Raw genomic sequence first — 13,186 nt, 5'->3', positions numbered from 1 at the left:
TGATCAGAAGTCGGCGCGCAGCGACAGCTGCAGTTGACGGCCGGAGGCGGTATAGGCATCGAGCACGGTGCTGTTGGCGGCGATGCCGCGCACGTCAGACCAGCGCCAGTACTTTTTGTCGGTGGCATTGGTGATGAAGGCAGCGAGGCGCAAGCCCTTGCTGATGTTGTAGGTGGCGCCCAGGTCCAGCACGTCGTAGCTGGGGGGCAGGAAGTTGGTCGCGGCGCTGGTGCGCGAAGCCGGCTTGGCCGCGCTGTGCAGCCACGAAGCCTGCAGTTCCCAGTCGCCTGTTTCCCAGCGCGCAGCGAAGCTGGCGCGCGTTGGTTGCACGGTGTCCAGCGGCGTTTCGATGCCAGCACGCTCGCTGTGACCGCGGGCTTGCGAGATGGCGGTGCTGAACGACAGACCTGGCATCGCTTGCCACATCAGTCGCGCTTCAGCACCGCGGATGCGGGCCCTTGCGAGATTGACGTACTGGAACACCAAGGGGTTGGCGGTCGTGCCGGCGCCGCTCGCCACTTCCTGGCTGATGAAGTCGCGGTAGCGGTTGTCGAAGGCGCTCAACTGCCAGCGCAGCGTTTCAGTGACCTTGCCGCGCACGCCAGCTTCCAGGCTGTTCGCATGCTCAGGCTTCAGGTCGGGGTTTCCAATGCTGCGGTAGCCCTGGGCCGGATTGGCGAAGCCGTTGTTGACCTGGTCCGGCGTCGGTGCGCGGAAGCCTTGCGACCATTGCGCATAGGGTTGGAAACCCGGCGCCGCGCGCCAGATCAGGCCCAGGCGCGGCGTGACGGCCTGGTCTGACAGCGCCACCACGGTGCCGCCGGTGTAGCCGTCCGCCTTGGGCTTGAGCGAATAGTGCTCGAAGCGTAGGGCCGGGATCAGGCTGAAGTCCCCGGCCTCGATCTCGTCCTGCACGAAGGCGCCGGCCAGCGTGTAGTCGGTGTCGGGGAAGGGCTTGTTCGGGAACGCCTCGCCAGCCGGCGGCACCGTGCCGTCGCGCAGGCCTGCGATGCGGTTGCGGCTGACATCCAGGCCATAGCTCAGGCGCTGACCACTCAGCTGCGTCTGGCCGATGCTGGAAAGGCCGATCAGCTTTTCCTTGTAGGAGCCGTCACGGGTGCGGTCGGCCGACACGTGGCGATCTTCAAAGGCGTACTGGCGGGTTTCGCTGTCCTGCACATAGACCGTCGTCTTCAAGGACTGCAGCCATTCGGCATTCAGGTCCTCATAGTGATGCTCGAGCGAGAAGCGTTGGCGATCCAGCTTGTCATTCGCCCGCAGTGACACCACGGCGGTGGGCGTGGCAGCGCTGAACGTCGCGGCGCGGGCGCTGATCACATCGGTATCGATCTTGCGACGGCGCGCTTCCAGCGTGGCCATCAGGCGCTGCCGGGCGTCGATCTTCAGGCCCAGCTTGCCCATCACCGTTTCGCTCGTGATATCGGTCGGGTTGGGTGCGGTGCGTGTGGCGTTCAGCGCTTCGTTCTCGCCCTGGTTCTTGGTCTCGTGGCCGCGTCGGACAGTGGCCATCAGGAGGCCTTCCCAATCGCCGGAAGAAGCAGCGAAGGCGGCCGTGGCCTTCTTCGAGTTGTCGGTGCTCAGTGCGCCCAGCGTGACGAAGCCGGCTTGCTTCCTGCCGTTGACCAGCAGATCGGACGGCGACAGCGTGCGCAAGCTCAAGGCGCCACCCAGGCCATCGCTGCCGAACTGGACCGAGGCCGGGCCGCGCAGCACTTCGGCGCTGGCCAGCATGTCGGTGTCCATGTAGTCCGCGCGGCCGCTGGCGAAGGCGCCGAAGCTGAAGCTCTGCGGCATGCGGATGCCGTCGATCATCATCAGCACCTGGTTGCCTTCGAGGCCGCGGATGTTGATGCCTTCATTGCCACCGCGGCCGGTCGATGCGCCGGCGGCGGTGAAGCGCGGCGCGACGGCGCGCACGGCGATGTCGACCTCGTTCTCGAGCAGGTCCTTCAGGTCGCGGGCTTCGCGTTGCTGCAGGCGCTTCTTGTCGTAGACCGTCACCGTGCTGGGCACGGCGTCGGTGCTGCGTTCGGTGCGGGTGGCACTGACGGTCAACTCGCCCAGGCGAGTGGGGTCAGTGGCAGGAGCGGGGGCGGTTTGGCTCTGTGCAGAGCCGAAGAGGGCGACGAGCGCCAGCGCGACCGGAGTCTTGCGCGACAGCATGGGCGAGTCCTTGTGAGGTGACTGGCACGGGCTGGCGCTCTAGCTGGCTGGTGCGGTGATGACAGGTGAGGAGGAGGAGCTACTTGGTCAGGATCAGCTTGCCGAGGGTGGTCAATCGCAGCCGGTAGACCTGGCCGGCATGCTCGATCTCGACCTCGCGACGGCCGCGTAGCAGGGCCTCGCTGCTCAGCCGGGCGGCCGAGGCTGGCATGGGCGATGCCTGCTGCGGCAGTGGCGCTTGGACGGGGAGTTGAATGGGCATGCAGCAACTATAAATGAGAATGATTCGCAAGCGCAATAAAATCGATGGCATGACTGCTGCATGCCATTGCGAAGGCTTCGCAGTACGGCCGGAACAACATGGAAATATGGCCGTGCAATTCCCGGCCGAAGCACAATGGCCGGCAGTCAATTTCCTCAGGAGAACAAGATGCAAGGCGACGCGAAGGTGCTGGAGTTTCTGAACGCCCAGCTGAAGAACGAACTGACTGCGATCAACCAGTATTTCCTGCATGCCCGCATGCTGAAGAACTGGGGTCTGCTGCGCCTGGCCAAGCATGAGTACGAGGAGTCGATCGAGGAGATGAAGCACGCCGACAAGCTGATCGAGCGCATCCTCCAGATTGACGGGCTGCCCAATCTGCAAGACCTCGGCAAGCTCTACATCGGCGAAAGCGCGGTTGAAACGCTGGAATGCGATCTGCGCATCGAGGTGGGCTCGCTGGCCGTGCTGAAAGACGGCATCGCCCAGTGCGAGCTGGTGCGCGACTACGTCTCGCGCGAGATCCTCGCAGCCATCCTCAAGGACACCGAAGATCACATCGACCATCTGGAAACCCAGATCGGCCTGGTTGCCCAACTGGGCGAGCAGAACTGGCTGCAGAGCCAGGTCGGTGAAGGCGCGGGCAGCTGACGCCTGGTTCGCATGCCCTTGCCGCAATGTGCCTATCGCGAACGTGATTGAGAAGGGTTCGCATTTGCGTTATGCTGCGGGCATTCCATCGGAATTGCCCCGCAGCCGCCATGATTGTTTGCCTCTGCCGCCGAGTTTCTGACCGCGACATCCGCCATGCGGTGGCATCTGGCGTGCGCAATTTCGAATTGCTGCAGGACGAGACCTCCGTGGGCTCGGCTTGCGGTAGCTGCCTGGATTGCGCGCGCGAAGAGTTCGACGCCGCCATCAACCGCTGCCACGGCGCGGCGCACTGCATGAGCGAGCCCGCGCCCCAGCGCCGCGTGATCACGCTGCAAGCGGCCTGAGTGGCCGCTTTTTTTCGTCAGGCCTTCAGCAGGCCCTTGGTCTCGATGAAGTCGATCACCTGATCCAGCCCGGCGCCGGTCTTCAGGTTGCTCATCACGAACGGCCGGTTCGGCCGCATGCGTCGCGTGTCGGCCTCCATCACCTCCAGATTTGCCCCGACATAGGGCGCAAGATCGGTCTTGTTGATCACGAACAGGTCGCTCTTGGTGATGCCCGGCCCGCCCTTGCGAGGGATCTTCTCGCCGGCCGCCACGTCGATCACGTAGATCGTCAGGTCCGACAACTCGGGGCTGAAGGTCGCAGCCAGGTTGTCGCCACCGCTTTCGATGAAGACGATGTCGGCATTCGGGAACAGGCCCAGCATGCGGTCCACGGCCTCCAGATTGATCGAGGCATCTTCACGGATTGCGGTATGCGGGCAACCACCGGTCTCCACGCCCATGATGCGATCGGGCTCCAGCGCGCCGGCCACGGTCAGGAGGCGCTGATCTTCCTTGGTGTAGATGTCATTGGTGACGACGACGAGGTCGTAGCGCATGCGCAGTGCCTTGCACAGCACTTCCACCAGCGTCGTCTTGCCCGAGCCGACCGGCCCGCCCACGCCAATGCGCAGCGGCGGCAGCTTGCGGGTGCGGCCGGGGATCTGGTGCAGGGATGAGCTCATGTCGGGTCTCGCAGGCAAATGGTGAAGAAATGACCTCCGCAAGTATGGTGCCAGCTAGAACGAGTACGTGGCAGCCAGATAGCCGAGCCGGCGCGTTGGCAACTGCGCGATGACACTGTTCCTGTTGCCGCCGTAGATGCGCACGCCGCCATCGACGCGCCAGCGGTTGCCGGACCAGCCCAGTGAGGCGCTGCTGATGCGGCCGCCGTCGCCGGGCGTCCACAAGGTGTCAATGGCGGGATGCCAGCCTTCGTGGTCCCAGGCCAGGCGTGCGTAGAGGTTGCGACGGCGCAGGCTGCCGTTGTTGAAGGCCTGCGTCTGCCAAGCCAGGTTGCCCGCCACCACGGCTGAGGGCGCGCGGCCGGTCAGAGAGAGCACAGCGGCGTTGCGCGCCTGCCAGCCGCGCCACTGTGAGTCGCTCAAGGCACTGCCATCCCACCAGGCTTCCATCATCACGCTGAGCTTGCTCTCGCCGGTCCAGCTGCCACCGAGCAGGACTTGCGCTGAGGCATCGCCGCGTTGCAGGCGCCAAGGGTTGCTGCCTGCAAGCGGGCTGGCAGATGAGCTCATGCGCCAGACATCGCTGTGCTGCATCGCGCGGGCCGAGCCATGCAGCTCGAGGCTGTCTCCAATCACTGAAGAGAAGGCTGCGCCGACGCTTGCCCTCGTGTGCTCGCCCCAGCGCGCGATGCCATGCAAATCGGTCGAACCCTGGCGCTTGTACACGCGCATTGCGAAGGCCTGCTCATCGCCCAGTCGCGCATCGCTGCCGGATTGCGGATTGACCCAGACGAAGCTCCAGGCCGTCTCGGCCGTGAAGTACTCGGCCTGCACCAGCGGCCGGCCGCGGCTCATGGCCGACAGCAGCGTGCGTCGCTCTTCGCGAGCCACCACGTCGTTCGGCCTGAAGCCAAAGCCCACATCCCAGGCCACAAGCTTGCGACCCGCGCTGAACTGCCACTCCCCCAGCTCGCCCGAGGCATAGAGCTCCTGCACGACGGCGCGCGAGCTTGCCGGTCCACCTGCGGGCCGGCTGTGTTGCAGATAGAGTGCGCCCGCCAGCGGCCCATGTTGGCCGCGCAACTCGGCCTCGATCATCGCGACCGGACGCGGAGTCGGCGCTATCCCTGGCTGCAATGCTTCCGCTGCTGCCAGTGGCCCCTGGTCTGAGCCTGTACGTTGCTGCCATTGCGGCCTCAGTTGCCCGGACATATCGGCCTGCGCCGCACCCGCAGCCAGCGCGAGAAGCAAGAGCGCTGCCCTCATTCGAGCACCGGGCTGCGCGCCAGGAACATCGGGTTGAACCAGCTCTGCGGCACCTGGCGCGGCTTGCGACTCTGGTAGCGCACATGCGTCAGCTTGCGGTTGCTCAGCGCATCCTGCAGCACCATCTCGGTGACCTGCGTCTTGTCCATGATGAAGCGTGCCTTCTTGGCCAGCTTCTCGGATTGGACATAGAGCTCGGCATGCAAGGGCTCGTGCCGCGCCTTTCCCAGCCACAGCTCGATGCGCTGGTAGGTCACGCCACGGCGCTTGGCCTTCAACTGCAGATGCCAGCAAGCCAGCGCTTCGCAGCGCTCTTCGCCGATCAGCGCTCCCTCATAGTCTTCGCTCCAGGATTGCGTGGCGATGTCGCCGGTCGAAGCATCTCCCAGCAGGCGCTGAGTCGGCGTGATGCGCATGGGCCGCTGGCTGCCCGGCATCAGCAGCCAGAAATCATCGCCCAGCATCAAGACTTTCTGGCCCTTCTCCGCGGGGCTCGTCATCAGCACCAGCGAGCGGCGCTCGGGCGCGGTCAGCACGGTGTAGCGGCGCTCCTTGTCGGGGCTGCCATCGGGGTTCGACACCTCGATCAGTGTGTCGATCTGCTGCTGGCCGCTGCCGCGGAAGGCATCGGCGTTCTTCAGCATCGTGGCGACATCGGCTGCCTGGGCCAGCGGGGCCGCCAGGGCGAGGGCAATCAATAGCGTTTTCATCGGGAGGATCTCAGGTATGGGCCAAGGCCGCGACGATGGGCAGGCGCACGGTCTTGCGGGCGACCCAGGCCGAGGCCAACAGTGCCAGCACCAGCATGGCGGCCAGCGTGAGGGCGTAGAGCTGCGGGTCGATGGCGATGTTGAGCGGATAGCCCTTGGAGTAGCCCGGTGGCGGCGGCATGTTCACCGGCACGACCATCAGGAAGAGGCTGAAGCCCAGTGACAGCAAGGCACCGAGTACCGCGCCACCGCCGCCGAGCAACATGCCTTCGAGCGCCAGCGTGCGCTGCAACTGGCCAGGCAGCGTGCCGAGTGCTCGCAAGGTGCCGATCTCGCGGGTTCGCTCGATGATGGCCATGGCCATCGCATTGCTGACAACGAAGATCACGATCACCGCAATGATCATCCCCAGTGCACCGAAGATGCGGTCATAAAGCTGCTTGACGCTGCGATAGAACATGGCCTGATCCAGCCAGGTGCGCACGGTCAACTCGGGCAGCAAGGCATGCATCCGCGCTTGTGCTGCATCGGTGGCTTCCATGCCTTTGAGGAACACGCCCAGAGAAGAAATGCGCTGGGTGTCCAGCAAGGCCTGGGCACTCTTCACGTCGATGTAGAGCGCGCGCTTGTCCATCTCGGCAATGCCGGTCGAGAACACGCCTTGCACTTGCACGTCGATGGCATTCATGGCGCCTGCCGTGGTGCTGGCCAGCAGCGTCAGCATGTCTCCGGGCTTGGCCTTGAGGCTGCGCGCCAGGCCTTCGCCCAGCATCACGGCCATGCCTTGGCCACTGGTCAATGCTGCGCCTTCCTTGATCGTGAGGAAGGGACCCTTGATCGCAAACTCGGCATCGGGGTCGATGCCGCTGCCCATCATCACGGTGGACTTGTCGCCATTGGAGATCAGGCCGCTGAACTCGACCCGCGGCAGCACCTGGCGCACGTCGGCGTCCAGCAGCATGCGCTGGCGCATGGACTCCCAGCCTTCCATGCCGTGTTGCAGAGGCTGGTCTTCATCCTTCGTGAATTGCTCGGCCTTGGCGATGACCAGGTGGCCGGTGCTGCGGGCCGCTGATTGAGCCAGGCTCTGATACGTGAAGATCGCGAAGCCGCCAGCCAGCAGCATGGCTGCGGTGCCCAGTGCTGCGATGGCCAACGTGACGGCCGAGCGGCGGCCATTGCGCCGGGTATTGAGCCAGGCGAACTGCAGCCATTTCATGGCGGCGCTCATTGCAGGGACTCCTCGATGCGGCCGTCATGCAGGGCGATGATCCGGTCGCAGCGCGTGGTCAGGCGTTCGTCGTGCGTGGCGATCAGGAAGGCCGCGCCCTGGCGGCGGCTGAGCTCGCGCATCAGGCCCAGCACCTGCTCGGCGGTCTCCGAATCAAGGCTGGCCGTGGGTTCATCGGCGATCACCAGACGCGGACGCTTGACCAGCGCGCGGGCAATGGCCACGCGCTGGCGCTGCCCGCCGGAGAGTGCATCCGGCTTGTGATGCGCATGCTCGCTCAGGCCCACGGATGCCAGCGCAGCGGCGACGCGCTCCTTGCGCTCGGCAGCCGCCACGCCCGCGAGGAAGAGCGGGTAGTCGACGTTCTCGGCCGCCGTCATCACCGGCACCAGATTGAAGCCCTGGAAGACGAAGCCAATGGCATCGCGGCGCAGCAAGGTGGCCTCGCGATCACGGCGCAGGTCGACCGGCTCGCCGCCGAGCAGGATCTGGCCCTCATCCGGCCTGTCGATCAGCCCGCAGAGATTCAGGATGGTGCTCTTGCCGCTGCCTGAAGGTCCGGTCAATGCCAGCAGTTCGCCACTGGCTACGCTCAGGTCCACCCCGCGCAATGCGGGCACGCGATGGATACCCAGGCGATAGGTCTTGCGTACCTGGCGCAGCTCGACAACGGTGCTGCTCACTTGGCGTCCTTGGCCAGCTTGGCGGCGCGCTCACGCACTGCGTTCTGGAAGCCGGCCGGCGCCTGGGCGAACATCGGGCTGGCCTGCACGTCGGCCAACAGCTTGGCGCCGCGTGCCGCGCGGTTGAACATCGAGGGCAGAGACAGGAAGGTGTTGGCAGCGATGAAGCGGGTCTCCAGAGAGACGGCCGTGCCGCGATGCAGTTGCTGGTCATGCTGCGGCTGCAGCAGTTGCAAGGCCTTGTCGATCAGGGCCAGGCCGTCTTCAGCGTGGCTCATCTTCTTCCACGGCATCATCGCGGCGCGGGCACGCAAGGTGGTGGCGGCGCCGGTGTAGGCCATCAGGAGCGGGCTGCCCGGCTCGGCGGCCAGCAACTTGGTGAACTGTTCGACGCTGGCTTCGATGGCGGCGTCGTCGCGTTGTGCAATCTGGAATTGCTGGAAGGCCGCGTCGAACGGTGTTTCGGTGGCTGCGCTGGCGCTGCCGATCAGGGTGAGCAGCGAGAACAGCAAGGCGGGGAGCTTGGCTTTCATGTCGGATCTCCGAGGGATTGGTTGTCGATGCAGCCAGTCTCGGGATCCTGAAGAACACCTGCCACCCGCTTGCGATGTGCGATCCACGTGCGGCGCCAAGCGTTGCCAGCACGGCGCGAAATGCAGCGACCTGCTGTGCGCAAAAGAGAAAACTCCGCGAGCCTTGCGGCGTCGCGGAGTTGTCATGTCAGATTCTTTGGGCGGCTGTCGCTGGACCGTGACGCCAGCCGCACCTCGAGCAAACCGATGTTGCCTGCTTACTTGGTCTGCGGCGCAGCAGCTGTGGTCATCGCTGCCTTGGCGTCGGCCTTCACTTCATGCTTGGCTGCGTTCTTGGCTGCCTTCGCATGCTTGGTTGCGACGGGCTTTTCCGCAGGTGCTGTGGCGACAGCCGGCGTGGCGGCGGGCGTTGCGGCTGTCGTCACAGCGGCGGTGGCCGCAGGCGCTTCCTTGGCAACCGGCGTGGCCGTTGCGGCGGTTGCCGGGGTGGTGGTGCTCGGAGTTGCTGCGGTGGTCGTGCCTGTTGCCGTTGCTGCAGGTGTGCTTGCAGTTGTGGGGTTAGCGGTTTGCGCCATCGCCAGGTGACCGGTGAAAGCCAGCAGGGCGGGGATCAGTGCGGTCTTCAGAGCATTCATCAGGATTTCTCCGTCGGTTGTGAAAGGGTACGTGCACAACGAGAGGTCCTGGGCAAGAGTTGACCCTGTGCGGATGGCGTTGCAATGCGTTACACGACACGCGGGCGCGGCGGCAGAATCGCGGCCACACACAAGGGAGCAGACATGAGCTTGCAGGACCGGCTCTCGCTGGGCTGGCGCACCGACCTGATCTTTGCGCGCTTCAGCGGGATCATCGAAGAGCGGGGCGACTGCATCGTCGTGCGCACTCCGGCCAATCCCTATTTCTATTGGGGCAACTTTCTTCTGCTGCCGGCTCCGCCGCGCGACGATGGCCTGGCGCACTGGCTGCAGCGCTTCGATGAGGAGGTGGGCCGCCACACCCGCGAATCGGGCCATGTGGCGATCGGCTTCGATGCCAGCCGGCCGCATGAGCCGCTCCTGAGCTGGCAGCGGGCCGGCTTCGAGGTGTTCGACAGCGTGGCGCTGAAGCTGGAGCCCGACGGCCTTGTGCGCGGGCTGCGTGAGTTGCCGACCGGGTTCCACTTCGCGCCGTTGGACCTGCAGGACCCCGAGCAGCTCGACGCGGCTGTGAATCTGCAATGCGCTGCCAACGCAACCGACGCCAGCGGATTTCAGGCCCTGGGCTACCGCGAGCACCGCTTTCGCCAGATGCAGGGCTATGCGGCGATGGAGAAGGCGGGCCGCGGGCATTGGTTCGGGGTGTGGCGAGGCGGCGAGCTGGTGGCCGACTGCGGCCTGTTTCACGATGGCATGCTTGGCCGCTTCCAGCATGTCACCACACATCCGGCCTGGCGCCGACGGGGCTTGTGCACGGCCATGGTTGAAGCCGCCTGCCTTTTTGGATTGGAGCAGCAGGAGCTTGAATTGCTGGTGATGTGTGCTTATCCAGCTGACGCTGCAATAGGCATTTATGAATCCCTTGGCTTCGAAGCCGATTGCCGCTACTGGGGCATGCAGCGCCGGCCCACCCGCGACCAGCGCGCAGCCTGAGATGCCTTTTGTCACGGGGCGGCTTCGGCTGCTACCATCCCGGCACTCCGCGCACTGCAAGACCATGACCAAGCTGCTCGACCGCAACCGACGCCCGGCACCTGCTGCCGCCGGCTTGCGCTCGCTCGAGCATTGCGCTGCGACTCATGGCTGGCTGTTCGCGCCGCATTGAGCCGGCCCCGACAGCTACCGTTCTTTCGCACCCCTTTTCCTGGTAATTTGCGGCTTCGGCCCTGCGGTCGATCTCACGAGGGTCGCCGCCGGTCGTGCCATGGAGTGATTCATCATGCTGACCTGGCTTGAGCCCTGGTATGAGCGTTTGAAGCGGGCGGTCACCCTGCCGCCGACCGACCTGCTGCGCGACCGCGTCTATCGCCGCCTGTGGAGTTCCATCCTGATCAGCTCGCTGGGCGGGCAGATCACGATGCTCGCCTTGCCATTGACGGCGGCGGTGCTGCTGCAGGCCACGCCCACGCAAATGGGCCTGCTGACCTCGATGGAGATCGTGCCCTTCGTGCTGTTCTCGCTGCCGGGCGGCGTCTGGCTGGACCGGGTGCGCAAGCTGCCGGTCTATGTTGCGGGCGAGACGCTGCTGGCATTCACCGTGGCCACCGTGCCGCTGGCGGCCTGGATGGGCTGGCTGAGCATGGGCTGGCTGTATGCCGTGGGCTTCGTGCTGGGATGTGTCTACACGGTGGCGGGCAGCGCTGCGCAGATCGTCCTGACCCAGGTCGTCTCGCGCGACCGTTTGGTCGAAGCACATGCCAAGAACGCCCTGGCATCGTCAGGCGCTGAAGTCGCGGGGCCGGGCGTTGCCGGGCTCTTGATCAAGATGCTCGGTGCGCCGATGGCCTTGGCTGCCGATGCCTTGCTGGTGCTGGCTTCCGCCTTGATCCTGCGTGGCATCAGGGTCGAAGAGCAGGTGGCGGCCAAAGGCTCGGGCGCGGACTTCTGGCGCGACCTGAAGGCCGGCGTGAACTTCGTGCGGCGGCAGCGGCTGCTGGTGAGCCTGGCTTGCGCGGTGGGCGGTTGGCAGATGTTCCACAACGGCGCGCAAGTGGTGCAGATCCTCTTCGCCACGCGGGTGCTGGGTTTGACGGCGCAGCAAGTGGGCCTGTCGTACGTGGGCCTTGGCGCCGGCACCGTGTTGGCCAGCGTGCTTGGCCACCGGCTTTCGCGACGCATCGGCCCGGGCCCCAGCCTGGTGCTGGGCTTTGCGACCTGTGGCCTCGGCTGGTTGGCCCTGGCCGTGGCACCCGCCAATGCGCTGGGCATCGCGGCCTTCGCCTTCATGCTGTTCACCTTCGGCATCGGCGCCGTGCTGATCTTCATCAACTTCCTGTCGCTGCGCCAGGCGGTCACGCCGGCGCCGCTGCTGGGGCGAATGACGAGCACCATGCGCTGGCTGATCCTGATTCCCGCTGGGCCTGGGGCCTTGATCGGCGGCTGGTTGGGCGAGCATGTGGACTTGCGCGCGGCCCTGCTTTTCTCTGGCTTCGGTGCCTTGCTGCTCGCAGTGCTGGCCTGGCGCAACTCGACCATCCGCGGCGTGCGCGAATTGCCCAAACTCGGCAGCGCGCATGAACCTGAACTGCAGCCGAGCAAGTGATGTCGATGATCGACCCCGTTCTGATCGAAGTGCCCGAAAAGATCGAGACCGATCGCCTGGTGTTGCTGGCACCGCGCGCTGGCGTCGGGCCGGCCCTGAACGAGGCGGTCATCGAGACCCTGGAACAGCTGCAACCCTGGATGCCCTGGGCGCAGCAGGCGCCGACCATTGACGAAACCGAGGGCGTGGTGCGGCGTCAATTGGCGGCCTTCATCCTGCGCCAGGACCTGCCGTTCCAGATCTACAGCCGCGAGCCGCAAGGTCGGCGCCTGCTGGGCGCCACCGGCCTGCACCGCTTCGACTGGGCGGCCGGGCGCTTCGAGATCGGCTACTGGCTGCGTCGCAGCGCGCAGGGGCAGGGTTTCATCAGCGAGGCGGTCCATGGCCTGGCGGCGATGGCTTTCAGCAAGCTGCGCGCCAGGCGCCTGGAGATACGCTGCGATGAACGCAACGTGCGCAGCCGCGCGGTGGCTGAGCGCTGTGGCTTCAAGCTCGAGTCCATTGCGCAAGGCGATTCGACCAATGTGGCCGGCGAGCTTCGCAACAGCTGCCTGTATGTGAGCTTCAGACCGGGCTGAACTTGTCGACCGCGTCGGTGATGATGCCGTCCAGGCCATTGGCGATCAGCCACTTGGCGACCGATTCATCGTTCACCGTATAGACCAAGGCCTTCATGCCCAGGCCGTGGATGGCTTCGACCATCTGTCGGTCCATCAGCGCGTAATTGGTGATGACGGCGATGCATTGCAGGGACTTCGCCTCATCGCGCCAGCTGGCTCGAAGGCTGTCGAGCAACAGGCCGCGTGGCAATTCGGGGGCTGCGGCTTGCGCGGCTGCAACGGCCGCGGGCTTGAAAGAGCTCAGCAAGGGTGGCCGCGCGTCGCCAGCCCAGAGCGCGCGAACAGCCAGCGCAACAACGCGTCCGGTTTCTTCTTCCTGACCGGGGTTCGGCTTGAGTTCCAGGTTCAGCCCGTAGCCATTGCGGCGGCAGAAGGCCGCCACGGTCTCCAGGCTGGGTATCTGCTCGCCAGCGTGCGCGCGGCTGTGCCAGCTGCCGGCGTCGAGACGGCTCAGCTCATGCCAGCTCAAGGCCCCGGCCGGGCCGCGGCCCGAGGTGGTGCGGTTGAGCTTGTCGTCATGCAGGAGAAAGGGCTGGCCGTCGCTGCTCAGCTTCACATCGCACTCAAAGGCCCGGTAGCCGTGCGCGGCGCCCAGCCGAAATGCGGCCAGCGTGTTCTCCGGCGCCAGCTTGCCGGCACCCCGGTGGGCGATCCAGAAGGGAAGGGGCCAGGACTGCATGCGTCAACCTCGTATCAGCCTCGTGCTTGGATGCGCCACTCTATTGCATCAATGCCCCCGCTGGGGCGGCGGCCATGCTGCACTGCGGTAGGATCACGCTCCGACGACCGCTGGGCCT

General features: G+C 65.6%; 15 protein-coding genes. 5 read left to right on the top strand and 10 right to left on the bottom strand.

The window, feature by feature from the left end; genetic code table 11:
* Positions 1-3: 3 nt before the first annotated feature.
* Positions 4-2,184 (bottom strand): TonB-dependent hemoglobin/transferrin/lactoferrin family receptor, encoded by a 2,181-nt coding sequence (locus V3596_RS04170; RefSeq protein ID WP_334276326.1) that lies wholly within the window; start codon positions 2,182-2,184, stop codon positions 4-6.
* A 79-nt stretch (positions 2,185-2,263) separates the two neighbouring features.
* Entirely contained in the window at positions 2,264-2,395 is a 132-nt protein-coding gene (gene hemP / locus V3596_RS04165) for a hemin uptake protein HemP (RefSeq protein ID WP_334276325.1), read from the bottom strand.
* Between the two features lie 219 nt (positions 2,396-2,614).
* Here hemP and bfr point away from each other — a divergent pair, with 219 nt between their 5' ends.
* A complete protein-coding gene (gene bfr / locus V3596_RS04160; protein WP_334276324.1) occupies positions 2,615-3,097 on the top strand; it encodes a bacterioferritin in 483 nt (160 codons plus the stop codon).
* A 110-nt stretch (positions 3,098-3,207) separates the two neighbouring features.
* Positions 3,208-3,444 (top strand): (2Fe-2S)-binding protein, encoded by a 237-nt coding sequence (locus V3596_RS04155; RefSeq protein WP_334276323.1) that lies wholly within the window; start codon positions 3,208-3,210, stop codon positions 3,442-3,444.
* 17 nt (positions 3,445-3,461) lie between these two features.
* Here V3596_RS04155 and ureG read toward each other — a convergent pair whose 3' ends face one another.
* The 7 genes from ureG to V3596_RS04120 all read right to left on the bottom strand — a co-directional run bounded on the left by ureG (position 3,462) and on the right by V3596_RS04120 (position 9,167).
* Positions 3,462-4,109 (bottom strand): urease accessory protein UreG, encoded by a 648-nt coding sequence (gene ureG / locus V3596_RS04150; protein WP_334276322.1) that lies wholly within the window; start codon positions 4,107-4,109, stop codon positions 3,462-3,464.
* A gap of 54 nt (positions 4,110-4,163) precedes the next feature.
* Entirely contained in the window at positions 4,164-5,192 is a 1,029-nt protein-coding gene (locus V3596_RS04145; protein ID WP_334276321.1) for a hypothetical protein, read from the bottom strand.
* 179 nt (positions 5,193-5,371) lie between these two features.
* A complete protein-coding gene (locus V3596_RS04140; RefSeq protein ID WP_334276320.1) occupies positions 5,372-6,085 on the bottom strand; it encodes an outer membrane lipoprotein-sorting protein in 714 nt (237 codons plus the stop codon).
* Positions 6,086-6,095: 10 nt separating this feature from the next.
* A complete protein-coding gene (locus V3596_RS04135) occupies positions 6,096-7,316 on the bottom strand; it encodes an FtsX-like permease family protein (RefSeq protein ID WP_334276319.1) in 1,221 nt (406 codons plus the stop codon).
* The gene (locus tag V3596_RS04130) at positions 7,313-7,999 is read right to left on the bottom strand and encodes an ABC transporter ATP-binding protein (RefSeq protein ID WP_334276318.1); all 687 of its coding nucleotides are present in this window, start codon (positions 7,997-7,999) and stop codon (positions 7,313-7,315) included. Before V3596_RS04130 ends, V3596_RS04135 begins: the two co-directional genes overlap by 4 nt.
* Entirely contained in the window at positions 7,996-8,532 is a 537-nt protein-coding gene (locus tag V3596_RS04125; RefSeq protein WP_334276317.1) for a hypothetical protein, read from the bottom strand. The genes V3596_RS04130 and V3596_RS04125 overlap by 4 nt, the downstream gene beginning before the upstream one ends.
* A 257-nt stretch (positions 8,533-8,789) precedes the next feature.
* The gene (locus V3596_RS04120) at positions 8,790-9,167 is read right to left on the bottom strand and encodes a hypothetical protein (RefSeq protein ID WP_334276316.1); all 378 of its coding nucleotides are present in this window, start codon (positions 9,165-9,167) and stop codon (positions 8,790-8,792) included.
* Between the two features lie 144 nt (positions 9,168-9,311).
* Here V3596_RS04120 and V3596_RS04115 point away from each other — a divergent pair, with 144 nt between their 5' ends.
* The 3 genes from V3596_RS04115 (at position 9,312) to V3596_RS04105 (ending at position 12,347) form a co-directional block, all read left to right on the top strand.
* The gene (locus V3596_RS04115) at positions 9,312-10,160 is read left to right on the top strand and encodes a GNAT family N-acetyltransferase (protein ID WP_334276315.1); all 849 of its coding nucleotides are present in this window, start codon (positions 9,312-9,314) and stop codon (positions 10,158-10,160) included.
* A 286-nt stretch (positions 10,161-10,446) separates the two neighbouring features.
* Positions 10,447-11,769 (top strand): MFS transporter, encoded by a 1,323-nt coding sequence (locus V3596_RS04110; RefSeq protein ID WP_334276314.1) that lies wholly within the window; start codon positions 10,447-10,449, stop codon positions 11,767-11,769.
* A gap of 5 nt (positions 11,770-11,774) precedes the next feature.
* Positions 11,775-12,347: a GNAT family N-acetyltransferase gene (locus V3596_RS04105; RefSeq protein WP_334276313.1), complete on the top strand. Its 573-nt coding sequence runs from the start codon at positions 11,775-11,777 to the stop codon at positions 12,345-12,347.
* Here V3596_RS04105 and ugpQ read toward each other — a convergent pair.
* A complete protein-coding gene (ugpQ, locus tag V3596_RS04100) occupies positions 12,334-13,068 on the bottom strand; it encodes a glycerophosphodiester phosphodiesterase (protein WP_334276312.1) in 735 nt (244 codons plus the stop codon). The genes V3596_RS04105 and ugpQ overlap by 14 nt on opposite strands.
* Between the last annotated feature and the right edge of the window lie 118 nt (positions 13,069-13,186).

The sequence above is a fragment of the Roseateles microcysteis genome (assembly GCF_036880965.1).
GTDB lineage: Bacteria > Pseudomonadota > Gammaproteobacteria > Burkholderiales > Burkholderiaceae_C > JAUASW01.
Note: the sequence above shows the minus strand (reverse complement) of the source record. Positions and strands in the feature narration are given on the sequence as shown.